The 23,013-nt window shown below is 67.5% G+C and carries 26 protein-coding genes; 10 read left to right on the top strand and 16 right to left on the bottom strand.

Going from position 1 to position 23,013, the window contains the following annotated elements; all coding sequences use genetic code 11:
• Nucleotides 1-2: 2 nt before the first annotated feature.
• The 6 genes from LRH25_RS13210 to rpsP form a co-directional block, all read right to left on the bottom strand.
• On the bottom strand, nt 3-998 hold the full coding sequence (locus LRH25_RS13210; protein WP_141287528.1) for a CobD/CbiB family protein: 996 nt from the start codon (nt 996-998) through the stop codon (nt 3-5).
• Nucleotides 999-1,065: 67 nt separating this feature from the next.
• Nucleotides 1,066-1,761: a CoA pyrophosphatase gene (locus tag LRH25_RS13205; RefSeq protein ID WP_141287536.1), complete on the bottom strand. Its 696-nt coding sequence runs from the start codon at nt 1,759-1,761 to the stop codon at nt 1,066-1,068.
• Between the two features lie 152 nt (nt 1,762-1,913).
• Complete coding sequence (rplS, locus tag LRH25_RS13200; protein ID WP_141287537.1) at nt 1,914-2,267, bottom strand: 50S ribosomal protein L19; 354 nt, start codon at nt 2,265-2,267, stop codon at nt 1,914-1,916.
• Between the two features lie 121 nt (nt 2,268-2,388).
• The gene (gene trmD / locus LRH25_RS13195) at nt 2,389-3,141 is read right to left on the bottom strand and encodes a tRNA (guanosine(37)-N1)-methyltransferase TrmD (protein ID WP_141287529.1); all 753 of its coding nucleotides are present in this window, start codon (nt 3,139-3,141) and stop codon (nt 2,389-2,391) included.
• A 58-nt stretch (nt 3,142-3,199) separates the two neighbouring features.
• Entirely contained in the window at nt 3,200-3,877 is a 678-nt protein-coding gene (rimM, locus tag LRH25_RS13190) for a ribosome maturation factor RimM (protein WP_141287530.1), read from the bottom strand.
• Nucleotides 3,878-3,906: 29 nt separating this feature from the next.
• A complete protein-coding gene (rpsP, locus tag LRH25_RS13185; protein ID WP_141287531.1) occupies nt 3,907-4,164 on the bottom strand; it encodes a 30S ribosomal protein S16 in 258 nt (85 codons plus the stop codon).
• A gap of 268 nt (nt 4,165-4,432) precedes the next feature.
• Between rpsP and LRH25_RS13180 the strand changes: the two genes are divergently transcribed.
• Together LRH25_RS13180 and LRH25_RS13175 are read left to right on the top strand one after the other, a co-directional pair.
• The gene (locus LRH25_RS13180; RefSeq protein WP_141287532.1) at nt 4,433-4,984 is read left to right on the top strand and encodes a GNAT family N-acetyltransferase; all 552 of its coding nucleotides are present in this window, start codon (nt 4,433-4,435) and stop codon (nt 4,982-4,984) included.
• Nucleotides 4,981-5,442, top strand: coding sequence for a hypothetical protein (locus LRH25_RS13175; RefSeq protein WP_141287533.1), 462 nt, complete (start codon nt 4,981-4,983; stop codon nt 5,440-5,442). Before LRH25_RS13180 ends, LRH25_RS13175 begins: the two co-directional genes overlap by 4 nt.
• Nucleotides 5,443-5,484: 42 nt before the next feature.
• Here the strand turns inward: LRH25_RS13175 and LRH25_RS13170 are convergent, their stop codons facing one another.
• The 8 genes from LRH25_RS13170 to murJ form a co-directional block, all read right to left on the bottom strand.
• Nucleotides 5,485-6,495, bottom strand: a complete 1,011-nt coding sequence (locus LRH25_RS13170; RefSeq protein ID WP_141287534.1) for an inorganic phosphate transporter — start codon at nt 6,493-6,495, stop codon at nt 5,485-5,487.
• Between the two features lie 19 nt (nt 6,496-6,514).
• On the bottom strand, nt 6,515-7,162 hold the full coding sequence (locus tag LRH25_RS13165; RefSeq protein ID WP_141287535.1) for a DUF47 domain-containing protein: 648 nt from the start codon (nt 7,160-7,162) through the stop codon (nt 6,515-6,517).
• Nucleotides 7,163-7,416: 254 nt separating this feature from the next.
• Entirely contained in the window at nt 7,417-7,920 is a 504-nt protein-coding gene (folK, locus tag LRH25_RS13160) for a 2-amino-4-hydroxy-6-hydroxymethyldihydropteridine diphosphokinase (RefSeq protein ID WP_231011345.1), read from the bottom strand.
• Nucleotides 7,910-9,547 (bottom strand): polynucleotide adenylyltransferase PcnB, encoded by a 1,638-nt coding sequence (gene pcnB / locus LRH25_RS13155; RefSeq protein WP_231011344.1) that lies wholly within the window; start codon nt 9,545-9,547, stop codon nt 7,910-7,912. Before pcnB ends, folK begins: the two co-directional genes overlap by 11 nt.
• A complete protein-coding gene (locus LRH25_RS13150; protein WP_141287407.1) occupies nt 9,544-10,218 on the bottom strand; it encodes a histidinol-phosphatase in 675 nt (224 codons plus the stop codon). Before LRH25_RS13150 ends, pcnB begins: the two co-directional genes overlap by 4 nt.
• Complete coding sequence (gene hda / locus LRH25_RS13145) at nt 10,199-10,954, bottom strand: DnaA regulatory inactivator Hda (protein ID WP_141287406.1); 756 nt, start codon at nt 10,952-10,954, stop codon at nt 10,199-10,201. Before hda ends, LRH25_RS13150 begins: the two co-directional genes overlap by 20 nt.
• A gap of 178 nt (nt 10,955-11,132) precedes the next feature.
• Nucleotides 11,133-12,002 (bottom strand): SirB1 family protein, encoded by an 870-nt coding sequence (locus LRH25_RS13140; protein ID WP_141287405.1) that lies wholly within the window; start codon nt 12,000-12,002, stop codon nt 11,133-11,135.
• A 61-nt stretch (nt 12,003-12,063) separates the two neighbouring features.
• Nucleotides 12,064-13,620, bottom strand: a complete 1,557-nt coding sequence (gene murJ / locus LRH25_RS13135) for a murein biosynthesis integral membrane protein MurJ (protein WP_141287404.1) — start codon at nt 13,618-13,620, stop codon at nt 12,064-12,066.
• Between the two features lie 143 nt (nt 13,621-13,763).
• Between murJ and rpsT the strand changes: the two genes are divergently transcribed.
• A complete protein-coding gene (rpsT, locus tag LRH25_RS13130) occupies nt 13,764-14,060 on the top strand; it encodes a 30S ribosomal protein S20 (protein ID WP_141287403.1) in 297 nt (98 codons plus the stop codon).
• A 71-nt stretch (nt 14,061-14,131) separates the two neighbouring features.
• On the opposite strand, the gene LRH25_RS13125 is transcribed toward rpsT, so the two are convergent.
• Entirely contained in the window at nt 14,132-14,473 is a 342-nt protein-coding gene (locus tag LRH25_RS13125) for a DUF3579 domain-containing protein (protein ID WP_141287402.1), read from the bottom strand.
• Nucleotides 14,474-14,861: 388 nt separating this feature from the next.
• Between LRH25_RS13125 and LRH25_RS13120 the strand changes: the two genes are divergently transcribed.
• The 5 genes from LRH25_RS13120 (at nt 14,862) to LRH25_RS13100 (ending at nt 20,015) form a co-directional block, all read left to right on the top strand.
• Nucleotides 14,862-16,055, top strand: a complete 1,194-nt coding sequence (locus LRH25_RS13120; RefSeq protein WP_141287401.1) for an aspartate aminotransferase family protein — start codon at nt 14,862-14,864, stop codon at nt 16,053-16,055.
• Nucleotides 16,052-17,014 (top strand): ornithine carbamoyltransferase, encoded by a 963-nt coding sequence (gene argF, locus LRH25_RS13115; RefSeq protein WP_141287400.1) that lies wholly within the window; start codon nt 16,052-16,054, stop codon nt 17,012-17,014. Before LRH25_RS13120 ends, argF begins: the two co-directional genes overlap by 4 nt.
• A gap of 246 nt (nt 17,015-17,260) precedes the next feature.
• A complete protein-coding gene (locus LRH25_RS13110) occupies nt 17,261-18,004 on the top strand; it encodes a metallophosphoesterase family protein (RefSeq protein ID WP_141287399.1) in 744 nt (247 codons plus the stop codon).
• Between the two features lie 18 nt (nt 18,005-18,022).
• A complete protein-coding gene (locus LRH25_RS13105; RefSeq protein ID WP_231011338.1) occupies nt 18,023-19,603 on the top strand; it encodes a serine/threonine protein kinase in 1,581 nt (526 codons plus the stop codon).
• 88 nt (nt 19,604-19,691) lie between these two features.
• Nucleotides 19,692-20,015: a YkgJ family cysteine cluster protein gene (locus LRH25_RS13100; RefSeq protein WP_231011333.1), complete on the top strand. Its 324-nt coding sequence runs from the start codon at nt 19,692-19,694 to the stop codon at nt 20,013-20,015.
• Nucleotides 20,016-20,018: 3 nt separating this feature from the next.
• Here LRH25_RS13100 and LRH25_RS13095 read toward each other — a convergent pair whose 3' ends face one another.
• The gene (locus LRH25_RS13095; protein WP_231011332.1) at nt 20,019-20,606 is read right to left on the bottom strand and encodes a hypothetical protein; all 588 of its coding nucleotides are present in this window, start codon (nt 20,604-20,606) and stop codon (nt 20,019-20,021) included.
• A gap of 412 nt (nt 20,607-21,018) precedes the next feature.
• Between LRH25_RS13095 and kynB the strand changes: the two genes are divergently transcribed.
• Complete coding sequence (gene kynB, locus LRH25_RS13090) at nt 21,019-21,687, top strand: arylformamidase (RefSeq protein WP_141289311.1); 669 nt, start codon at nt 21,019-21,021, stop codon at nt 21,685-21,687.
• Nucleotides 21,688-21,727: 40 nt separating this feature from the next.
• Nucleotides 21,728-23,011 carry a kynureninase gene (kynU, locus tag LRH25_RS13085; protein WP_141289312.1) on the top strand — a complete coding sequence of 428 codons (1,284 nt, stop codon included), beginning with the start codon at nt 21,728-21,730 and terminating at the stop codon, nt 23,009-23,011.
• The last annotated feature ends 2 nt before the right edge of the window (nt 23,012-23,013 follow it).

Below are 23,013 nucleotides of genomic sequence, written 5' to 3'. Positions count from 1 at the left end.
GTTCAGCCGATCAGGTTCGCCAGCTTCAGCAGCGCCAACAGCAGCATCCACAGCACGACCGAGCGCCACACCAGGCCGACCACGCTGCCCAGGTGGCCCAGCTGTGGCGGCAGGCCAGGCGTGGAGCCGGTGGCGTCGGCTGCATCGGTCTCGGCGGCGCCGGCAGAGAAGCTCATCGACCGGTCGGGCGTGACGCCCGGTGCGGTCGCGCCCCCCAGCTGCACGCCTACGGCGCCCGCCGCAGCGGCCAGGATGATGCCTTCGTTGGCCCGCTTCCACAGCTCGGCGTCGCGCCGCCAACCTGCCACGGCTTCCTCGAAGTCGCCAACGACTGCAAAGCCGAAGGCCGTCAGCCGGGCCGGCACGTGGTCGATCAGGCTGAACAGCTGCTGCGACAGGTCGCGCAAGCCTTCGTTGACCGCCAGGCCCAGCGAGCGGCTCTCGTAGGTCCAATAGCGGCTGGCGAACTCGGCCATGCGGTAGGCCACAGCGCCCGCCGGACCCAGGCCCAGCGCGGAGAACACCACATAGCAGAAGAAAACGCCGAACACGTGTCGGTGCGCGGCCAGCAGCGAATGCTCGATCACATGGCGCAGCAGTTCGGTGCGCGGCAGCTCGCTGGCGTCCAGGTGGCGCCATTCGGCCAGCAGCCGGCGCGCCTGGTCCTCGTCGCCGCGCTCCAGCGCTTCGCGGATGTCGGTGAAGAAGTGGCTGAACTGGCGGAAGCCCAGCGTCAGGTAGAGCATGGTCACGTCGAAGGCCAACGCCAGCATGAAGCTGATGTAGCGCGCCAACACCCAGTGCAGGCCGGCAGCCAGCGCGGCCGGCAGGATCACGGTAACAAACCAGACGACCTTGGCATGGTGCGGCTTGCCGGCGTCGAAATTGCGCCCGGCCCACCGCACCCACGAAGCCAACGCGTCATGGACCCAGTTGTCCCGAGGCAGGGGTTTGATCTGCTCGAGCAGCAACGCAAGGAGAACGGCGAAAAAGCTCATCGCCGAGCATGATAACCACCGGCCGTATGTTTCCCGTCGCGGCAGCAGTCGGAATCTACCGGCGGGGTCAGACGACGAGCAAGTGGTAGAGGTTGCGCAACATGGCCGCGGTCGCGCCCCAGATGAAGTATTCCTCTCCACCGGGTGACTGCCAGGGCATGGAAAGGAACTGGCGCTGCAAGCCGCCGTTGTCGAAGCTGTGGTGCTGGTGATGGGCCGGCGTCATCAGGAAAGCCAGCGGCACCTCGAAAGCTGCCGCCACCTCGAAGGCGTCCAGCTGCAGCGTGTGGTCCGGCGAGACCAGCGCCACAACGGGCGTGACCTGGAATCGCGTCACGGTGGCATACACCGGCAGCCTCGCAATGACTTCCAGCTCGTTTGCCAGCAGCCCGATTTCCTCTTGCGCCTCGCGCAGCGCAGTGGCGACCACGTCGGCGTCGCCGGGCTCCTGCCTGCCGCCGGGGAAGCTGATCTGGCCGGCGTGGGAACGCAGATGCGCGGTGCGCCGCGTCAGCAGCACCTGCAGGCCGTCCGGGCGCTGCACCAACGGCACCAGCACCGAAGCGGCGGCAGGACTGCGGTCAGGCATGAAATCCGGCCTGGGACCGTCGCCTTGCAGGAAGGGCGTGGTGTGTGCCCTGGCGGCCAGATGCTGGCGCAGCCAGGCCGGTTGCAGGCGCTCTGGAGGCACTGGCGGCAGGTCGGCGTCGCTGCGCGTCACCGGGCAGGCGCTGGGGTCCAGGATGGCCGTGGGCCGGGACAAGGTCGCCGAGGGTTCGGCTGGCGAGCCGGTCGCCGGGGGCTGGGATTCGGTCACCCGGGAAGCTTACGTCAGAAAAAACAAAAGCCGCTCGACGGCGGCTTTTGTGTGCGGTGCTGGGCCGCAGGCAGCCGAGGGCTGCAGCTGAGCAATGCTCAGGAAAGCTTCTCTTTGATGCGTGCCGACTTGCCCGAACGCTGGCGCAGGTAGTACAGCTTGGCGCGGCGGACGTCGCCGCGGCGCTTGACTTCGATCGACGCGATCAGCGGGCTGTACAGCTGGAACGTGCGTTCCACGCCTTCGCCGCTGGAGATCTTGCGCACGATGAAGCTGGAATTCAGGCCGCGGTTGCGCTTGGCAATCACGACGCCTTCGTAGGCCTGCACGCGCTTGCGGGTGCCTTCGACGACGTTCACGCTGACGATCACGGTGTCGCCAGGGGCAAACACCGGAATGGTCTTGTTCAGGCGAGCAATTTCTTCTTGCTCAAGGGTTTGGATCAGGTCCACAGGGTTCTCCAAAGGATCATGCCGGCGCGGTTGGTGGTGTGGCGCATCGAAGTCGCCCGCAACAGGAAAAGGCCCCTGTTGCTTGTCAATTTCGCCCGGCAGAGGATCGAAAAGCCTTTGATCATAGCACAAGCGTTGCCAGGAACCGCTCATCGGCCTTGGACAGGCGCCCCGCCGCCCTGGCAACCGCAATCAGGTCAGGCCGGCGCCGAGCCGTCAGCTGCAACGATTGCTCGCGTCGCCACTGCGCGATCTGGGCATGGTGGCCCGACAGCAGCACCGGCGGCACCGGCAGGTTTTGACCCTCCGGCGTGGTGAGTTGCTCGGGCCGGCTGTAGTGCGGGCAGTCCAGCATGCCATCTTCGAAGCTGTCCTGCTCATGCGAGCGCGCGTCCGACAGCACGCCGGCCTGCAGGCGCGCAATGCCGTCCAGCAGCGCCAGCGCGGGCAACTCACCACCGGAGAGCACAAAGTCGCCCAGGCTCAGCTCCAGGTCCACATGGCGGTCCAGGAAACGCTGGTCAATGCCTTCGTAGCGGCCGCACAGCAGCACGGCGCCAGGGCCGCCGGCCATCTCGCGCAGCAAGGCCTGATCCATCTTGCGGCCGGTCGGGCTGAAATGGATCACCGGCGCCGCGCCGGCCTGCGCACGCACCGCCGCCAGCGCCCGCTCCAGCGGCTCAACCAGCATCACCATGCCGGGACCGCCGCCATAGGGCCGGTCGTCGACGCGGCGGTAGTTGTCGTCGGCAAAGTCGCGCAGCGGCCAGAGGTGCACGTCCACCTGGCCCGACTCAAACGCGCGGCGCGTGATGCCTTGCTGCAGGAACGGACCGAACAGGTCGGGGAACAAGGTGATGACGTCGAAACGCATGCAGGCTCCGGCGCAAGGAAAAATACGCAGAGCCCCATGGGCAACTGCGCAGGCGGCCTCAGTAGTCCAGGCCCCAGTCGACCGTGATGCGGCGACCGGGTAGGTCCACGTTGTCGATGAAGGCCGCCACAAACGGCACAAGGCGTTCCGCCTCGTCGGGCTTCATCTCGGGCGTCGCATCGTCACGTCGAATGCGCAGCACGCAGTGCGGCCCGGTTTCGATCAGGTCGGAGACCACACCGAGCGATTCGCCTTCGCGGTTGACGACGTTCAGGCCGATCAGGTCGATCCAGTAGAACTCGTCGCTGTCGGCGGTGGGGAAACTGCTGCGCGAGACAAACACCCTGGCGCCACGCAAGGCCTCGGCCGCATTGCGATCCAGCACTTCCTGGGCCTGGGCGACAACAACGTCACCCTGCTCCTTGGCATGCGTGATCTTCAGCAGCGAGGGCAAAGGCGCGACCGCAGCGGCCACGACCTTCGCGGGCTTGGCCGCTGCGGCAGCCGAAGCCAGCTTGCTGGCAGCCTTGCCCACCGGCGGCACGCCCGTGGGGCGGCGCGCCGTTTCCGCGGCTGGCTTCAGGAACCAGCGGCGGGAAGAAAACAGGGCCTGGGGGTCGGCGGAAAAAGGCTGGACCTTGAATCCGCCCTTGATGCCCCAGGCGTCGAGGATGCGACCGACCTCGATTGCATCCTCGGGCCAGGCGACCGCGTCCGAGAGGTCTTGAGACGGCATCGGACTCATGCGCTCGCCGGCAACAGCCATCAGGCTGCGACGACCTTGGCCTTGGCGGTGGCCAGCAGGCGGGTCACGGTTTCGGACGCCTGGGCGCCGGTACCTTGCCAGTAGGTCACGCGGTCGAGGGCCACGCGCAGGCCTTCTTCGCTTTCCTTGGCCATCGGGTTGTAGAACCCGACGCGCTCGATGAAGCGGCCGTCACGGCGGACGCGCGAATCAGCGACGACGATGTTGTAGAACGGGCGCTTCTTGGAGCCGCCACGAGCAAGACGAATCACGACCATTTGTCGTTCCTTCAGGATCAAAAATAAGGTCGACCGTTTGCCCAGGAGACACCGCAAGACAAAGCTGGCCATCTGCCGCACACGATGGTGTTTCACCCGAAACCCCTCGCCAACGTGCGGCACGTTGCATGTTTTTCCGGCCCCGTAGATACGCCGTGCATCCCGCGTTGTGCGCCCCCTGGAGTTGCCAGAACAAGCGCGCGCCAAGACGTCGACCGTGACCGAAACATGAGATTATAAGCGGCTGAACAGAAACATCCAAGTTGCCATGTCCGAGCCTTCATCTGCCCGCCTGTTGATCCGCCCGAGCACCGACGCCGACCTGCCCCAGATCACCGCGATCTACGCCGAGGCTGTGCTGAACGGCACCGGCACCTTCGAGCTGGAAGTGCAGGACGAAGCCGAGATGGGCAAGCGCCGGGCTGAAGTGCTGGGCAAGGGACTGCCCTGGCTGGTGGCAGAGCGCGGCGCGCAGGTGCTGGGCTATGCCTACGCCAACCACTTCCGGCCGCGCCGCGCTTACCGCTTCTGCGTCGAGGATTCGATCTACCTGCACCCCGACGCCCGCGGTCAGGGCCTGGGCTCGCTGCTGCTGGCCGAGTTGATGGCACGCTGCCAGGCCCTGGGTGTGCGGCAGATGGTCGCGGTGATCGGTGACAGCCAGAATCTGGGTTCGGTCGGCGTGCACCGCCGCGCTGGCTTCGAGCACACCGGGCTGCTGAAAAGCGCCGGCTGGAAATTCGACCGCTGGCTGGACGTGGTGATGATGCAAAAAGCCCTGGGCAACGGCGACAGCCTGCCGCCAGCGGCCGGCCAATGAGCACCGCGCCGCTGCGCCAGCCCCGGTCCAAGACACTGGCGACCTGGCTGGCCGTGGCCGGCGGCGCGCTTGGCGCCCAGCGGTTCTACCTCTACGGCCACAAGGACTGGCTGGCATGGCTACACCCGTGGCCCACCCTGATCGGCCTGGCCGGCGTGGTGCGCATGCGCAACCTGGGCCAGGACGACATGCTGTCCTGGGTGCTGATCCCTTTCCTGGGACTGATGCTCTCATGGGGCATGGTCAGCGCCATCGTCATCGGGCTGACGCCGGACGAGCGCTGGGCTGAGCGGCATGGCGCCGGTCAACCCATGCAGGCCACCGCCTGGGGACCTGTGCTGGGCGTGATCGTCGCGCTGCTGATCGGCGGCGCGGTGCTGATGGGCACGATCGCCTTTGGCGGACAGAAGTTCTTCGAATGGCAACAACTGCAGGCCGAGGCCGAGCCCAGCAAGTAAAAAGGCCCGCCGAAGCGAGCCACTTGATGCTGAGCTGCCGATTCAGAACAGCGACATGCTGAGCCAGTAGAACATGCCGGCCACGAAGGCCGCGGCGGGGATCGTGAAGATCCAGGCCCAGACGATGTTGCTGGCCAGGCCCCAGCGCACCGCCGACGGGCTGCGCACCGAACCTACGCCGACGATGGCACCGGTGATGGTGTGAGTGGTCGACACCGGGATGCCCAGCGCTGTGGCAATGAACAGCGTCACCGCGCCACCTGTCTCGGCGCAGAAGCCGCCCACCGGCTTCAGCTTGGTCAGCCGCTGGCCCATGGTCTTGACGATGCGCCAGCCGCCGAACATGGTGCCGGCGCCAATGGCGATGTAGCAGCAGAAGATCACCCAGGTCGGCGGAGCGCTGGCGTCGCTCGCCATGTAGCCGCCGGCCACCAGCAGCATCCAGATGATGCCGATGGTCTTCTGTGCATCGTTGCCGCCGTGGCCCAGCGAATACAGCCCGGCCGAGACCAGTTGCAGGCGGCGGAACCATCGGTCGACCTTGATCGGTGAGGTTCGCCTGAAGATCCAGGCAACGGCCACCATCATCAGGGAGCCGAACAGGTAGCCCAGCAGCGGCGAGACGAAGATGAACAGCACCGTCTTCAGGATGCCACCCGCAATCAGCTTGCTGACACCGGCCTTGGCCATCACCGCACCCATGATGCCGCCGATCAGCGCGTGCGAGCTGGACGACGGAATGCCGTACCACCAGGTGATCACATTCCAGGTGATGGCGCCGATCAGTGCGCCGAACACCACGTGGTGGTCCACCACGCCGGGCTCGACGATGCCCTTGCCGATCATGCTGGCCACCTTCAGCTGGAAGATGCCGATGGCCACCACGTTGAAGAAGGCCGCGAACAACACCGCCTGCTGCGGCTTGAGCACGCCGGTGGAAACGACGGTGGCAATGGAATTCGCCGCGTCATGGAAGCCGTTCATGAAGTCGAACAGCAGTGCCAGGATCACCAGCAAGCCGACGACCCACAGCGCTATCGAAACCGATGCCATGCGAACTGCGCCTCGCCGTTCAGGAGTTCTCGAGGACGATGCCCTCGATCAGGTTGGCCACGTCTTCGCAGCGGTCGGAGATGGTCTCCAGGTGCTCGTAGATGGCCTTCATCTTGATCAGTTCGCGGGTGTCCTGCTCCTCGCGGAACAGGCGTGACATCGCGCTGCGCATCACCCGGTCGGCGTCCGACTCCAGACGGTCGATTTCCTCGCAGGTCTTCAGCGCGGCCTCGGTCACCTCGGCCTGGTTCAGCCTGGGCAGCAGCGTCACCGCATGCTGGACGCGCTCGCAGCACTTCAGCGAAATCTCACCCAGCCGGCGCACGTCCTCGTTGACACGCTGCACGTCGTACAGCGCCATCACCTCGCAGGAGTCCTGCATCAGGTCGATGATGTCGTCCATCGCATTGATCAGGCTGTGGATCTGTTCGCGGTCGATCGGCGTGATGAAGGTGCGGTGCAGCAGCCGGTTGACCTCGGTCGTGACCTTGTCGGCGGCATGCTCGTTGGCATCCACCTCGCCCGCGTATTTCTCGCGCAGATCCGGCGTGTCGTAATACTGGATCATGGCCAGGAAGGCGCGCGCACCTTCGGCGATGTACTTGCCGTGTTCGTTGAACAGCTCGAAGAAGTTGCCGTCCTGGGGCAACAGCTTGCCGAAAATCATCCGGATCTCCTGATGGGTGCGCGGGGTTCGCAGCCGCCCGGCAGCAGGCCCGATGAATGGGCAGCCGGCGCGACAAAACGCCACGGTGCAGCGGTGATACGGTGCCGGCTAGCTTGCCAGCACCCTGCCCGCCTGCCGTGGCGTCACGAAAACTTCACCGATTTGTCATCGGCGAGTCAAAACGCGCATTGTAGTAAACCCGCGCTTACAGTGTTGCCTCGGCATCACCAACCGCAGATTGCTCAGCATCTGGATCACGCGGTCACATCCTTGTTCATGCGCTCAATGGCCTGGTCTGCCACCCCGGGCAACCAATCGGCCAGCAGCCCAAGGCCAGGCAGGCGCAAACCGGGTGCCAATTCGGCCAGGGGCAGCAGCACGAAGGCGCGCAGGTGCAGCCGCGGGTGCGGCAGCGTCAGCAGCGGGTCGGTCCGCACTTGTTCACCATGCAGCAGCAGGTCCAGGTCCAGCGTGCGCGGCGCGTTGCGGTAGGCACGCTCGCGGCCAGCCAACTGCTCCAGGGCCTGCAACTCGGCCAGCAGCGCACCCGGCGCCAGCGTGGTGTCCAGCTCGGCCACGGCGTTGACGTAGTCAGGGCCGGTCGCGTCGACCGGCGCACTGCGGTAGAACGACGAGGCACGCAGCCCTTGCACGCCCGGCAATGCCGCCAGGCGTTGCAAGGCGAGGCTCAGCTGGCCGCGGGCATCACCCAGGTTGGCACCCAGGCCCACATAGGCGCGCGCTGGCTCAGGCCTCACCACCGCCGGCCGGGCCACCGCCCGCCTCGCCACTGCGCGCGCCAGTCCGGGCGCCGGAAGGCTTGCGACGGCGGCGGCGCTTCTTGCGCGGCGCGTCGCCGGCGCCGGGCTCGGCCGGCTCCAGCTCGTCTGATTCGTCCTCGCCCGGCTCATCCGAAGCCTCGGCTGGCGTGCTGCCTTCCGCCTGATCGCCTGGGGCACGGCGCGGCTTGGCAGCGCGGCGCGGCCGCGGCGCATCGCGCACGGCGTCCACCAGCGCCTCGCGCTCGGCGTCGTTGCCCAGCGAGAAGTCCTCCCACCACTCGGCCAGATCAACCGCGGCTTCGCCCACGTCGGCGCGCAGGCGCAGGAAGTCGAACCCGGCACGGAAGCGCGGCTGCTCGACCAGCCCGTAGGCCTGGGCGCCGGTGCGGCGCTCGAAGCGAGGCTGCATCATCCAGATCTCGCGCATGTCGGTCGCCAGCTTGCCGCGGCCGGAAATGTCGCCAATGCGGGCGTCGAACACCGCGTCGATGGCCTGGGACAGCGCCGGCATCGGGTGTTCGCCTGCGTCGCGCAACCGGGTCCAGTTTTCCTGCACGTCGTGCCAGAGCATGCAGGCCAGCATGAAGCTCGGCGCCACGGCCTTGCCTTCGGCGACGCGGCGGTCGGTGTCCTTCAGCGCCAGGTGCACGAATTTCTCGCGCGGGCTGCCGGCGGTCGCATGGGTCAGCACCGCGTCCAGCACCGGGAACAGGCCGCGGTCCAGGCCCTGCGCCTTCAGCTGCGCCAGGCTGTCCAGCGCGTGACCTGTCTGCAGCAGCTTGATCATCTCGTCGAACATGCGCGAGGCCGGCACGTTGGCCAGCGTCGCGGCCATCGCCTTCAGTGGTTTCTGCGTCTTGGCCTCGATCGTGAAGCCCAGCTTGGCGGCAAATCGCACCACGCGCAGGATGCGCACCGGGTCTTCACGGTAGCGCGTCTCGGGGTCGCCGATCATGCGCAGCACCCGCGCCTGCGAGTCCTTGATGCCGCCGTGGTAGTCGATCACGATGCGCGTCGACGGGTCGTAATACATCGCGTTGACGGTGAAGTCGCGCCGCGCGGCATCCTCGATCTGCGGTCCCCAGACGTTGTCGCGCAGCACCCGGCCGCTGGCATCCACCACATGGCTCTTGCCGGCCATTTCGTCGCGCGAGGTCTTCTCGTTGCCCTCGACCTGCTCGGCAGCGCTGTTGTCCATGTAGGCGCGGAAGGTCGAGACTTCGATGACCTCGTGGTCGCGCCCCCGGCCATGGATCACGTGCACGATGCGAAAGCGCCGGCCGATGATGAAGGCGCGGCGGAACAGGCCCTTGACCTGCTCGGGGGTGGCGTTGGTCGCCACGTCGAAGTCCTTGGGCCGGCGGTTGACCATCAGGTCGCGCACCGCGCCGCCGACGATGTAGGCCTCGTAACCGGCCTGCTGCAGCGTGGTGACGACGCGCACCGCGCGCTCGTCCAGCAGCGAAGCGTCGATGCCATGCTCGCTTTCCGGCACCTCGGTGCGCTTGCCCAGCGGAATGCCGCCGGTCTTGGCGGGCTTGGCCGCCTTGGCCGAGCCGTCTGCCGGCTTGCCCAGCAGCTTGTCAATGAATTTGCGGATCATGGGGTCTCGAATAGATTCAGGATGCGCCAGCCGCGTTCGCGGGCAATCGCGGCCAGCGCGGGCGTGGGGTTGGTGGCCACCGGCGTGCTCACACGCTCCAGCAGCGGCAGGTCATTGGTGGAATCGCTGTAGAACAGCACCTCGTCGAATTCCTGCCAGGCGCGGCCCAGCTCGGTCAGCCAGGCATCCACACGGGTCACCTTGCCTTCGCGGAAGGTTGGCACGCCGTGCACCCTGCCGGTCACGCGGCCCTGCGCATCGCGCTCCAGCTCGACGGCCAGCAGGTGCTCGACGCCAAATGCGGTGGCAATCGGCCGGGTCACGAATTCATTGGTGGCGGTGACCACGGCGACCAGATCACCCGCGTCGATGTGCCCCTGCACCAGTTCACGCGCCGCAGGGTGCAGCACCGGCTCGATCACGTCCTGCATGAAGCGCGCGCGCATGGCCTCGGCCTCGGCCGTGGGCCGCTCACGCCAGGCGGCAGTCGCAAAGTCCAGGTAATCGGCCAGCACCAGCGTGCCGGCCTGGTACTGGGCATAAAAGCCGTCGTTGCGGCGGCGCCAGGCATCGCCGTCAACCCAGCCGACATTCACCATGTACTCGCCAAAAGCGTGGTCGGAATCGTTGGGCAGCAGCGTGCCGTCGAGGTCAAAAAGCGCGAGTTTCATCGGGGAACAGGTCCAGCGAAGCGGGGTCCGGGTCAGGTTGAGCGGTGATCGTGACCGGCTGCGAGCGCTGCCCGGGCTCCTCGGCCAGCATTTTCTTCAGCAGCGGCACGCTCAAGCCCCGGCCTTCCGCGAGCGAGAAACGGTCCAGCCGGATCAGCAAGGCCATCAGCGAGCCGAGTTCGCGCGAAAAATGGGTCAGCAGGTAGTCCAGCACCTCGGTGGAAAGCGCCAGGCCACGGTGACGGGCCTCGCGGACCAGCACCTCGCGCACGCCGTCGTCGCCCAGCGGCTGCAGCGCAAAAACCGGCCCCCAGCCGAAACGGGTGCGCAAATCTTCGCGCACCGGCAGGTCAACCGGCGGCAGCCGGCCAGCGGAAGCCATTTGCACACCGTGCGTGGCCGCTTCGACGAACAACGTGAAGGCGGCATGCTGGCGTGCCGCATCCAGCCGCTCGGCGCCATCGATCAGGATCAGCGACCAGCCTTCATCGAAGGTCCAGGGCAAGGCATGGTCGGCATCGAACCAGCCGCTGCGACCACCCTGGGCGTGCACCTGGTGCGCCAGCGCTGAAAGCAAATGCGTCTTGCCGCTGCCGGCCGGGCCACACAGGTAGACCGGCGGTCCCGGCAGCACCAGGTCACGCATGGCCTGGGCTGCCAGGCCGTTGTCGCCGGGCACGAAGTTCTGGAAATCGGGTTCGGCCTCCAGGCCGATGGCCAGCGGCATCTGCTTCATGCGCGGCCCGCCGCAGCACGCAACCAGGCATCGCCGCCAGCCAGCGGCCGGCCGCGCAACGCGAAAAGTTCTGCGGAGCGGTTCATGGTGAGAACGGAAGGAAGGCCTGCTGCACGAGCAGCGCGGCCGGGCGCCGGATTGTAGGACGGACGCCAACACGCGCCGCCAGCCGCATGCTTCAGTGCAACAGCGGGCGCGGGCTGCCGCGCAAGGCCTCGACCCGCGCCTCCAGCGCTGGCACGTCCGGCGCTGCCGGGCAATGCTGAAGATAGGCCACCAGGTCGCTCAGCGCGGCGCCGGCCTGCCCCAGCTCGGCGTAGACCAGGCCACGGTCACGCCGCTCCTCCCATTGCTCGGGCAGCAGGCAGACCAGGCGCTGCTGCACCGCCAGCAGCGCCACCCAGTCCTCGGACTGACGGTGGATGGCCTTCAGGTTGCCCAGCATGCGGGCCAGCATGTCGCGGGGCGCCGCGGCCTGCAGGAACAGGCCCAGCGGCGTCTCGAACTCGCCAATCAGGCCTTGCTGCTGGACAAAGGGCTCCAGGCGCTCCTCCAGCTCCTCGCGCGACAGCGAGCGGCCGTTGATCGGATCCAGGATGACCTCACCCGCCGGCATGCGCAGCTTGACCAGGAAATGCCCGGGGAAGGAAATGCCACGCGCCTGCAGGCCGATCTGCTCGGCCAGCTCGATGAAGATCAGCGCCAGCGAAATGGGTATGCCGCGCCGCGTGACCAGCACGCGGTGCACGTAGCTGTTGTCCGGGTCGTAGAAATGGTTGGCATTGGCACCAAAACCGAGCTCATTGAAGAAATAGCGGTTCAGCACCCGCAGCCGGTGCAGCGGCGCGGCATCGCCGGGCAGGCGGCGGCGCAGTTGCTCGCCCAGCCGGTCGATCTCGGCCAGCACGGCCTGCACGTCCAGGGCAGGATGGGCATCCTGCCCGAGCAGGATGGCCGCTTCCAGCAGCGCAAATTCATCGTCCCGGGTCACCAGTGCCGAGAAATAGTCCAGCGCACTTTGGGGCACGAGGCTCAGGGGCACACTCATGCCGCGGAGTGTAGGCCGAAGCGGCCAGCGCGGGTTTGCAAATTGCCGCGCGGCGTCGGCCTCAAGTCCGTCGCAGGAACTGCTTCAGCGGCAGGCCGGCCAGGCGCAAGGCGCCGAAATACAGCAGCGCACCCACGCCGATCACGCCGGCCAGCAGCCCTGCCCGCTGACCCGCGTGCGCCTGCAGGTCCAGCCACCCAACCGCCTGCGCACTCCAGCCCAGCCACAGCCCCAGCGCCAGATTGGCCGGCGCCAGCCGCGCCAGGTAGACCGGCCAGCCCGGCCCGGGACTGTAAAGCCCGCGCTTTTGCAGGCCGACCATCAACCAGCCAGCATTGACCATGGCGCCCAGGCCGATCGACAAGGCCAGGCCGGCGTGGCCCAGCCAGGGCACGAAGATCACGTTCATCAGTTGGGTGCAGATCAGCACCATCACCGCGATGCGCACGGGTGTGCGCAAGTCCTGCTGGGCAAAAAACCCGGGCGCCAGCACCTTGACGCCCACCAAACCCAACAGGCCGCAGCCGTAGCCGCGCAATGCCAGCACCGTCATGTCCACCGCTTCGGAGCTGAACTTGCCATAGTGGAACAGCACCGCCACCAGCGGCTTGGCGAACACCAGCATCGCCACCGCGCACGGCGTGGCCAGCAGCATCATCAGCCGCAGCCCCCAGTCCAGTTGGGCCGAATACCCTGCGTGGTCACCACGCGCCCGCAGCGCCGAGAGCCCGGGAATCAGCACCACGCCCAGCGCCACGCCCAGCAGCGCGGTGGGGAATTCCATCAGCCGGTCGGCATAAACCAGCCACGAGACCGCACCCGGGCGCAGGTGCGAAGCGATCTGGGTGTTGATCAGCAGCGACGCCTGCGCGACCGACACGCCCAGCAGCGCCGGCGCCATCTGCTTGAGCACGCGGTGCACGCCAGGGTGACGCCAGGCAGCGAGCAGCGCGCCCGGCAGCACGCCAATGCGCGGCAAGGCGCCAATGCGCGCCAGCGCCGGGATCTGCACCGCCAGCTGCAGCACGCCACCCAGCAGCACGCCGGCCGACAGTGCGTGAATGGGCTGAATGTCATGCGACCTCAGCACAGGCGTCAGCCCCAGCGAGCAGCCGATCATCGCCACGTTCAGCAGCACTGGCGTGGCGGCCGGCAGCGCAAAATTCTTCCAGGTGTTGAGCACGCCGGCCGACAGCGCCACCAGCGACATGAAGCCGATGTACGGGAACATCCAACGTGTCAACACCACCGCCAGGTCGAATTCCTCCAGCCCGGCGCCGAACAGCCAGACCACTGCCGGCGCCGCCAGCACGCCAACGACGCAGGTCGCCACCAGCACCCACAGCAGCACCGTGCCGACCGCGTCAATCAGCCGGCGGGTGACTTCATCACCCTCGCGCTCGCGGGTGGCCGCCAGGATGGGCACGAAGGCCGCGGAAAAAGCGCCCTCGCCAAACAGGCGGCGCAGCAGATTGGGAATGCGGAACGCGACGTTGAAGGCATCGGTCACCGCGCTGGCGCCAAAACTCGCGGCAATCAACTGGTCCCGGACCAGCCCGGTGATGCGAGACAACAAGGTCCAAAGCGAAACAGTGGACGCAGCCTTCAACAGATTCATGGGAGGGCCGGCACCTGGGCGCCGGCAGCAGGCGAAACCGCGAATTATGGGGGAGCCTGCAGCACAAGCGGGCGCCAGCTTGCCTTGTGTAGGAGATATCAGATATACTCGACAGTCTTTCCCCACCTGGAAAACCATACAGCATGGCCACCTCCTCCAAAGCCAAGAAGCGCACCGTGCGCCTGGCCTCGGGCCGCAAGCGCGCCCGCCAGGACGTTCACCTGAACGCCGCGAACACTTCGCTGCGCTCCAAGTTCCGCACCTCCGTCAAGAGCGTCCTGAAGGCTGTTGCCACCGGCGACAAGGCACAGGCTGCCGAAACCTTCAAGACCGCCCAAAGCGTGATCGACTCGATCGCTGACAAGGGCATCTTCCACAAGAACAAGGCAGCTCGTCACAAGAGCCGCCTGGCAGCCAAAGTCAAGGCGCTCGCCGCCTGACGCAACCTCCAGGTGGAAAGTGAAAAGCCCCGCGTCGCGGGGCTTTTTTCATGGCCGGGCGACTTTGGCGATCAGGCCTTCTTCTCGCCGCCGGCTGCCGGCGCCTCGGGCAAGAGGCACGCATCGGTGACCTGCAGATTGTTGTCGCGGGCAAAGTTCATCACGAAGTCCCAGGCCATCGGCTCGATGTCCTTCAGCGCCTCGTTGACGATCACGCACTTCACGCCGTTGATCACTCGCGGCACGCAATACGGCGAATAGCCGATGAAGGCGCCAATGCCGGCCTTGCTGCCGCCGGGGCGGAAGCAGGACATCGCGCCTGCCAGCCGCTCCGCCCAGTCACTGGGGCGAAACGTGCGGCCTTCCATGGTGAGACCCTGGATGAACACTTCGCGCGGCTTGGACAATGACATGGGTGACGTGGCGGGACGCCGGCCGGCAAGGCCGGCCTGCAGTTTTGACAACGACGTTCGCGTCTCGACGCGGGCTCAACGCCTGCTCGGCAACCGGTAGCGGCTGGCGCGAACAGCGTATTGTGCCTTGCGGGTGCTGCGATGCAGCATGCAAGGATTTGCGAAGGGCAGCGCAGGCCGGCCAGAAGCCCTGGACGGCCTCCGGCACGGCGTCTGCCGCCCACCTTCCAGCCCTGTTTTCGGCACGGCAGCCAAAGGCTTGAGAAGCGGTGGCATGCCCCATGCCGGCCTTTAGAATTCACCCCGGGGCAGCCTGTGATCGACAAGACACAGCCGCCCTTTGTTTTCTCCACTTCTTCCTTTGCTCATACCGACCCGGAGCCTGCCCATGTCCGCCCCCATGCCCCATGTGATGAACACCTACGGCCGACTGCCCATTGCGCTGTCGCACGGCCGAGGCTGCACCGTCTGGGACACCGAGGGCCGACGCTACCTGGACGCGCTGGGCGGCATTGCCGTCAACACGCTGGGCCACAACCACCCGGTGCTGGTACCCGCGCTGCAGGACCAGCTCACCAAGCTGATCCACACCAGCAACTACTATCAGACCCCGCTGCAGGAAAAGCTCGCCGAGCTGCTCTGCGAACGCGCCCAGATGTCGGCCGCGTTCTTCTGCTCCACCGGCCTGGAAGCCAACGAGGGCGCACTGAAGATCGCCCGCAAATTCGGCCATGACCGCGGCGTGGACCGGCCCGAGATCATCGTCTTCGACAAGTCCTTCCACGGCCGCTCGATTGCCACCTTGTCGGCCACCGGCAACCCCAAGATCCAGGCAGGATTCGGCCCGTTGGTCGAAGGCTTCGTGCGCCTGCCGCTGAATGACGTGGACGCGCTGCACAGTGCCGCCGCCACGCATCCGAACATCGTCGCGGTGCTGGTCGAGCCCATCCAGGGCGAAGGCGGCATCGTGCCGGCACGGCTGGACTACCTGCGCGAGTTGCGTGCAATTTGTGACGCGAACAACTGGCTGCTGATGTTCGACGAAGTGCAGAGCGGTTTTGGCCGCACCGGCAAGTGGTTTGCCCACCAGTGGGCCGGCATCAAGCCGGACGTGATGCAACTGGCCAAGGGCCTGGGCTCTGGCGTGCCGGTCGGCGCAATCCTGGTCGGCCCCAAGGCCAAGGATGTGCTGGGCCCGGGCAACCACGGCAGCACCTTCGGCGGCAACCCGCTGGCCATGCGCGCCGGCATCGAAACCATTGGCGTGATGGAAGCCGACGGCCTGCTGGCGCATGCCGCCGAGGTGGGAAGCCGCCTGAAGCAGGCCTTCGAGCGCGAACTGGGCAGCCTGCCGGGCGTCAAGGAAATCCGCGGCCATGGGCTGATGCTGGGCATCGAGCTGGACCGCCCTTGCGGCGTGCTGCTGGGCCGCGCGGCCGAAGCCGGGCTGCTGATCAGCGTGACGGCCGACAGCGTGGTGCGCCTGCTGCCGCCGCTGATCCTGAGCACGGCCGAAGCCGACGAGATCGTCAGCCTGCTGGTGCCGCTGATCAAGGCCTTCCTCGCGGAACCCTCCGCATGAAACCGGGTTTCAGCCTCATGAAGCACTACCTGCAGTTCAAGGACTTTCGGGCCGAGGAATACGCCTACCTGTTCGAACGCGCCCGCGTCATCAAGCAGCGTTTCAAAAACTACGAGCGCTACCAGCCGCTGACCGACCGCACGCTGGCCATGATCTTCGAGAAGGCCAGCACGCGCACCCGCGTCAGCTTCGAAGCCGGCATGTACCAGATGGGCGGCTCGGTCGTGCACCTGACCACCGGCGACAGCCAGCTCGGCCGCGCCGAGCCGATCGAGGACTCGGCCCGCGTCATCAGCCGCATGGTCGACATCGTGATGATCCGCACCTTCGAGCAGACCAAGATCGAGCGCTTCGCCGCGCACTCGCGGGTGCCGGTCATCAACGGCCTGACCAACGAATTCCACCCCTGCCAGATCCTGGCCGACCTGCTGACCTACCTCGAAAACCGTGCGCCGGTGCATGCCCGCGGCTATGACCTGGATTGCCTGAAGGGCAAGGTCGTGGCCTGGGTGGGCGACGGCAACAACATGGCCAACACCTGGTTGCAGGCCGCCGAGATCCTGGGCTTCACGGTGCACGTGAGCACGCCCAGCGGCTACGAGGTCGACCCGAAAGTCGCCGGCATTTCCCGCAGCGACTGCTACAAGGTCTTCAAGGACCCGTTGGAAGCCTGCCGCGGCGCCCACCTGGTCACCACCGATGTGTGGACCAGCATGGGCTACGAAGCCGAAAACGCCGAACGCCTGAAGGCCTTTGCCGACTGGTGCGTGGACGCCGAGATGATGGCCGTGGCCCAGCCCGACGCCCTCTTCATGCATTGCCTGCCGGCGCACCGTGGCGAAGAGGTCAGCGCCGAAGTGATCGACGGGCCGCAGTCGGTGGTCTGGGACGAAGCCGAGAACCGCATGCACGTGCAGAAGGCGCTCATGGAGTACCTCTTGCTCGGGCGCATCGGCTGAGGCTCAACGCTTCCCTGCAACCCCCTTTGCCCCCTTTTGCAAGAGGCCGACCCCGGCCGCGGCGCCTCTGACCGCCGGGTTGCCGCCAACCTGAGGCGCCGCCGTTGCGGCAGGCGTTCTGGTTGGTGTCGATGCGCACCTCGGCGTTCTGGTAGTAGCCTGCACCGGTGGCCACGCTGCCCCCTGGCCAAACGTGACCGACAATCGCCCCGCCCTTTCCCGTCCCGTCCTGCACTGCCCATCCCGATGAAACTGGCCCTGGTAACAGACCTGCACGCCAACCGCGAAGCGGTACAGGCCGTGCTGGACCATGCCGCAGCGCAAGGCGCCGAGCGCTATGCCTTCCTCGGCGACTACGTCGGCTACGGAGCCGACCCGGGCTGGGTCATCGACACGGTGCGCGAATACGTGGCCAATGGCGCGATCGCAGTGGGCGGCAACCACGACTCGGGTGTGGCCGACGTGATCTCGCCGTCGATGCGCCCCGAAGCGCGCCAGGTCGTGGAGTGGACCCGCTCGCAGCTGGACGACGCGCAGATCGGTTTCCTCAAGCGGCTGCCGCTGTCCGTCACCGAGGGCGACATGCTGTTCGTGCATGCCAATGCGTTTGCACCGGCCGAGTGGGAGTACATCCAGGGCCGCATCGAGGCCGTGCGCAGCCTGCATGCCACGACCTGCCACTACACCTTCTGCGGCCACATGCACGAGCCCAAGCTGTTCCACCTTTCAGGCACCGGCAAGGCGGGCGACTTCATCCCTTCGCCCGGCGTGCCCATTCCGATTCCGCCGCTGCGCCAGTGGCTGATCGTGCCGGGCTCGGCCGGCCAGCCGCGCGACGGCAACCCAGCTGCCTGCTACGCGATCTTCGACACCACCGAGCAGACGCTGACCTTCCAGCGCGTGCCCTATGACCACGAAATGACCGGCGACAAGATCCGCGCCGCCGGTCTGCCGGAGCGCCTGGCAGAGCGCCTGGCCCAAGGCCACTGAACCCGCCGGCGGGCCTGGATGGAAAGCACTGCCTCCTTCAAGGGACCCAGCCGCTACCGCGGCGCTGACGCCCACGGCTCGGCGCTGCGCATCGGCCAGGTGATCGATGGCTTCCGGCTGGAGGAACGCCTGCACCAGGGCGGCATGGCCAGCCTGTGGCGGGTGACCCGGGTGGGGGCCGACGCGCTGCCGGTGGCCGACAGCACCATGCCTCTGATCATGAAGGTGCCGCGCATCAAGGGCGGCGAGGACCCGGCCGCCATCGTCGGCTTCGAGGTCGAGCGCATGATCATGCCGACCCTCTCCGGCCCGCACGTGCCGAAGTTCGTCGCCAAGGGTGATTTCACCCGCCAGCCGCACATCGTCATGGAGCACATCCCCGGCGCCACGCTGCGCCCGCGGCTGGACAGCGCGCCGCTGGCCATCCTGGAAGTGGTGAACCTGGGCGAGCGGGTGGCCAGTGCTTTGCACGAGCTGCACCGCCAGCACGTGGTGCACCTGGACATCAAGCCCAGCAACATCCTGTTCCGCGAGGACGGTACCGCCGTGCTGATCGACTTCGGCCTGTCGCGCCACGATCAGCTGCCGGACCTGCTGGACGAGGAATTCACGCTGCCGATGGGCACCGGGCCGTACATGTCGCCCGAGCAGGTGCAGTTCGTGCGTAACGACCCGCGCAGCGACATTTTCGCGCTGGGCGTGATGCTCTACCACTTCACCACCGGTGAGCGGCCCTTCGGTGCGCCGAACACGGTGCGTGGTCTGCGCAAGCGGCTGTATTTCGACCCGGTGCCGCCGCGCGCCATCCGTGCCGACTGCCCGCCCTGGCTGCAGGAAGTCATCCTGAAATGCCTGGAGGTCAACCCGGACCACCGCTACCAGACGGCCGCGCTGCTGGCACTGGACCTGCAGAACCCCGGCCAGGTGCCGCTGGGGCCGCGCTCGGAGCGCATGCAGCGCAGCAGCACCTACACCCGCTTCAAGCGCTGGTTCTTCGCGCTGGGCTCGGAGCCTGACAGCCGTGGCGTCAGCGCCAGCGAAATGGTGCACAAGAGTCCCATCATCGTCGCCGCGGTCGACGTGGAGAACGCCTCGTCGCACCTGCTGGACGAGTTGCGAGAAACCGTGCGCCGCATCGTGCAGACCGAGCCGGGCGCGCGCCTGGCCTGCGTCAGCGTGATGCGCACCGCGCGCATGGGCATGGACGAGCTGGTCGACAAGGCCGGCCAGAGCGTGCACGTCAAGCAGCTGATCAACCTGAAGCACTGGGCCCGGCCGATCAGCAAAGCGCTGGACCTGGAAGAAGGCCGGCTGACCTACCACGTGCTGGAAGCGCCGGACGAGGCCAACGCCATCATCGAATTCGCCCGCCGCAACCAGGTCGACCACGTGGTGCTGGGCGCGCGCGGCCAGTCGGCGCTGCGACGCTACCTGGGCAGCGTGTCCTCGCAGGTGGTGGCCGAGTGCGAATGCACCGTCACCGTGGTGCGGGCCAATGCACCGGCACCGTCCTCGTCGCCGGAAGACGCCCCGGCCGCACCGGCCAGCAGCAGCGCCGCCACGACCACGCCGCCACCCGAGCCCGCCCCGGCGCCATGAGTCCCTCTGCGTCAACCCGCCGCACGCGGGGCGAGCGCCGGGCCGCTCCCAAGCCGGCCCGCATTCCCTCGTCGGCCGAGGGGCAGTCATGAACCCGTGCGTGCGCTGCAGTGCCTGCTGCGCGAGCTTCCGTGTCGACTTTGCCCGCGCCGAGCTGGACAGCGAAGGCGGTCGAGTGCCGGACGGCTTGGCGGTCGAAGTCACTGCCCACACCTGCCGCATGCGTGGCACCGACCATGCCCAGCCGCGCTGCGCAGCGCTGACCGGCAAAGTCGGCCAGGACGCGCGCTGCGGCATCTACGAATGGCGGCCATCGCCGTGCCGGGAGTTCGGCATGCTGGCACCACTGGGCCTCGGCGACGAGGCTTGCGCCCGCGCACGCCTGCGACACGGCCTGCAGCCGCTGCCCTGAGCGCTAGCTTTTGCCGGCCGCGGCCTGTGGCGCCGTGCGCACGCCAAACACTTCCTTCAGGAAGATGAAGTCCGGCGCCGCTTCGCCTTTCGGGTGCGCCGCCGCGGTGCGCTGCAGCCGATAGCAGCTGTGGTACTCGGGCTGCAGCCCGCCCAGCCATTCCAGCGCAAAGCTGTTGTCCTGCGCCAGCAGGCGGCCGTCGCGGTCCTTCACCTGAAGGCTCAATGCGGTCAGTGACGTGAGGCTCTGCGGCCAGTCGGTGGGCAGCGACATGCGGCGCCAGCCGACCACGTAGTCCGCATCGTCTGGCGCCTGCCCGGGTGACAGGCTCGCGCGCTGCGTGCTCGCCACCGCCAGCGTCTTCAGCACCGCGCGCGGCGGCAGCAGCACGTTGTCGTCCGGTTCGCTCAGGCCCCGGGTGTCCAGCAGCAGCCGGGCGGTGGGCGCCTTCAGTGGCAGCGCGGCGGGCGACGGCAGTTCCGCCGCCAGCGCCTGGCAACGCGCCTGCAATGCCGGCCACAGCGCCAGCCAGGTGGCTTCACGCTGCGCCTGCAGCAGGTCGTTGCGGTCGCCCACCACGTTGCGCGCCATGCGCGCCGCGAAAAATGCGCCGCAGCCGCTCAGCCCCAGGCTCGCCACAAGCGCCGCCGCCCCTGCACACAGGAGCCCCGAAGTTCCAAACCTCATGCCGATACCGCGCCGCCAGAAACCGAAGACCGGCGACTGTCGCACGAATCGTGCGCGACCCGGGCCTGCGGCGCGGTAACCGCCGGTAGCGCAGCGCGCCCAGGCCATCACCACCTAGGCCAGCCTCGTGGGTGCGCTGGTGCTGGCGCGCGCGGTGGACGAACCGGCGCTGTCTGCCGAAGTGCTGCAGACGGTAGGCCTGGCCTTGCTGAAGGCAGACAGCGCCTGAGAACCCCGGGCCTACGCCCCGGATTTCTCGTTGCTGTTGGAAATAACCGACACCACGGCGCATCATGCGGCGATAACTTTCGCCGCCATGCCTGAAGCCTCCTACCCGCCCCCCCGCCCGGCGCTGCGCGAGCGCCGGCTGTGGGACATCTCCCCGCCGGTGCACACCGGCGCACCGGTCTTCCCCGGCGACACGCCCTACCAACAACAATGGGCCGCCACGCTGGGCCCCGGCTGCCCGGTCAATGTCGCGACGCTGACGCTCTCGCCACACGTTGGCGCACATGCCGATGCACCGTTGCACTACAGCCCGGAAGGCGCGACCGCCGGCCTGGTGGACCTGGCCCCCTACCTCGGCCCCTGCCGCGTGATCCACGCCATCGGCGTCGGCCCGCTGGTGCGCATCGAACACCTGCGGCACGCCGTGGCCGGCCTGCCGCCGCGCGTCCTGGTGCGCACCTACCAGCGCATGCCGCAGGACCGCTTCGACACCGCCCTGCCCGCCTTCGCGCCCGAGACGCTGAGCTGGCTGGCCGACCTCGGCGTTCGCCTGGTCGGCATCGACTCGGCCAGCGTGGACCCGGCCGACAGCAAGACGCTGGACAGCCACCAGGTGCTGCGCCAGCGCGACCTGCGGGTGCTGGAAAACCTGGTGCTGGACGAGGTGGCCGAAGGCGACTACGAGCTGATCGCCCTGCCACTCAAGCTGATCCAGGCTGATGCCTCCCCGGTGCGCGCCGTGCTGCGTGAACTCTGATTGAGATTCCTGTTTTCCGTTGAGACTGCCGATGTCCGAAATCCTGACCCGACAAGACTGCCTGGCGCTGGACGCCGCCGACCCGCTGCGCGAGCTACGCAACCAGTTCACGCTGCCCGAAGGCGTGATCTACCTGGACGGCAACTCGCTGGGCGCGCTGCCCGCGGCCACCCCCGCCCGCGTGGCTGCAGCGATCCAGCAGGAATGGGGCGAAGGCTTGATCCGCAGCTGGAACAGCGCCGGCTGGATCGCCCAGCCGCAGCGCCTGGGTGACAAGATCGCCCGGCTGGTCGGTGCGGCGCCTGGTGAGCTGGTCGTCGCCGATTCGACCTCGGTCAACCTCTACAAGGTGCTGAGCGCGGCCCTGTCGATTGCCAAGGCCGACGCACCCGAGCGCAAGGTCATCCTGTCCGACCGGGAGAACTTCCCGACCGACCTCTACATCGCCCAGTCCCTCTGCGCCCAGCACGGGTTGACGCTGGAGCTGACCAGCGCCGCCGAACTCCAAGCGCGGCTGGCCGGGGGGGCTGACATCGCAGTGCTGATGTGGACCCAGGTCAACTACCGCAGCGGCCAGATGCTGGACATGGCCCGCGTCACCGCACTGGCCCATGCCGCTGGCGCGCTGACCATCTGGGACCTGGCGCACTCGGCCGGCGCGGTGCCGGTGGACCTGAAGGGCGCGCAAGCCGATTTCGCAATCGGCTGCGGATACAAGTACCTCAATGGCGGGCCTGGCGCACCCGCCTTCGCCTGGGCGCACCCCCGACATGCGGACCGCTTCTGGCAGCCGCTCTCCGGCTGGATGGGCCACGCCGCGCCATTTCGCTTCGACACCGACTACCGGCCAGCCCAGGGCGTGTCGCGCTACCTCTGCGGCACGCCGGCGGTGCTGGCAATGAGCGCGCTGGAATGCGGCATCGACACGTTGCTGGCCGCCGAGCCGCTGGGCGGCATGGCCGCGCTGCGCGCCAAGTCGCTTCAGCTCTCGCGGCTGTTCATCGATCAGGTGCGGCAACGCTGCGCTGCGCACGCACTGCCGCTGGCCTCGCCATTGGACGATGCGCAGCGCGGCAGCCAGGTCTCGCTGGCTCACAACGAAGGCGGCTACGCGGTGATGGCCGCACTGATCGAACGCGGCGTGATCGGCGACTTCCGTGCCGGCGCCAGCAGCGAAGCGGAGCCCGACCTGCTGCGCTTTGGCTTCACGCCTCTGTACACGCGTTTCGTCGACGTGTTCGACGCCGTCACCGCGCTGGCCGAAGTGCTGGACAGCGGCGAATGGCGCCAGGCGCGTTTCAACCAACGCGCGGCGGTGACCTGAGC

The sequence above is a fragment of the Ideonella azotifigens genome (genome assembly GCF_021043325.1).
Lineage (GTDB): Bacteria > Pseudomonadota > Gammaproteobacteria > Burkholderiales > Burkholderiaceae_C > Ideonella > Ideonella azotifigens.
Note: the sequence above shows the minus strand (reverse complement) of the source record. Positions and strands in the feature narration are given on the sequence as shown.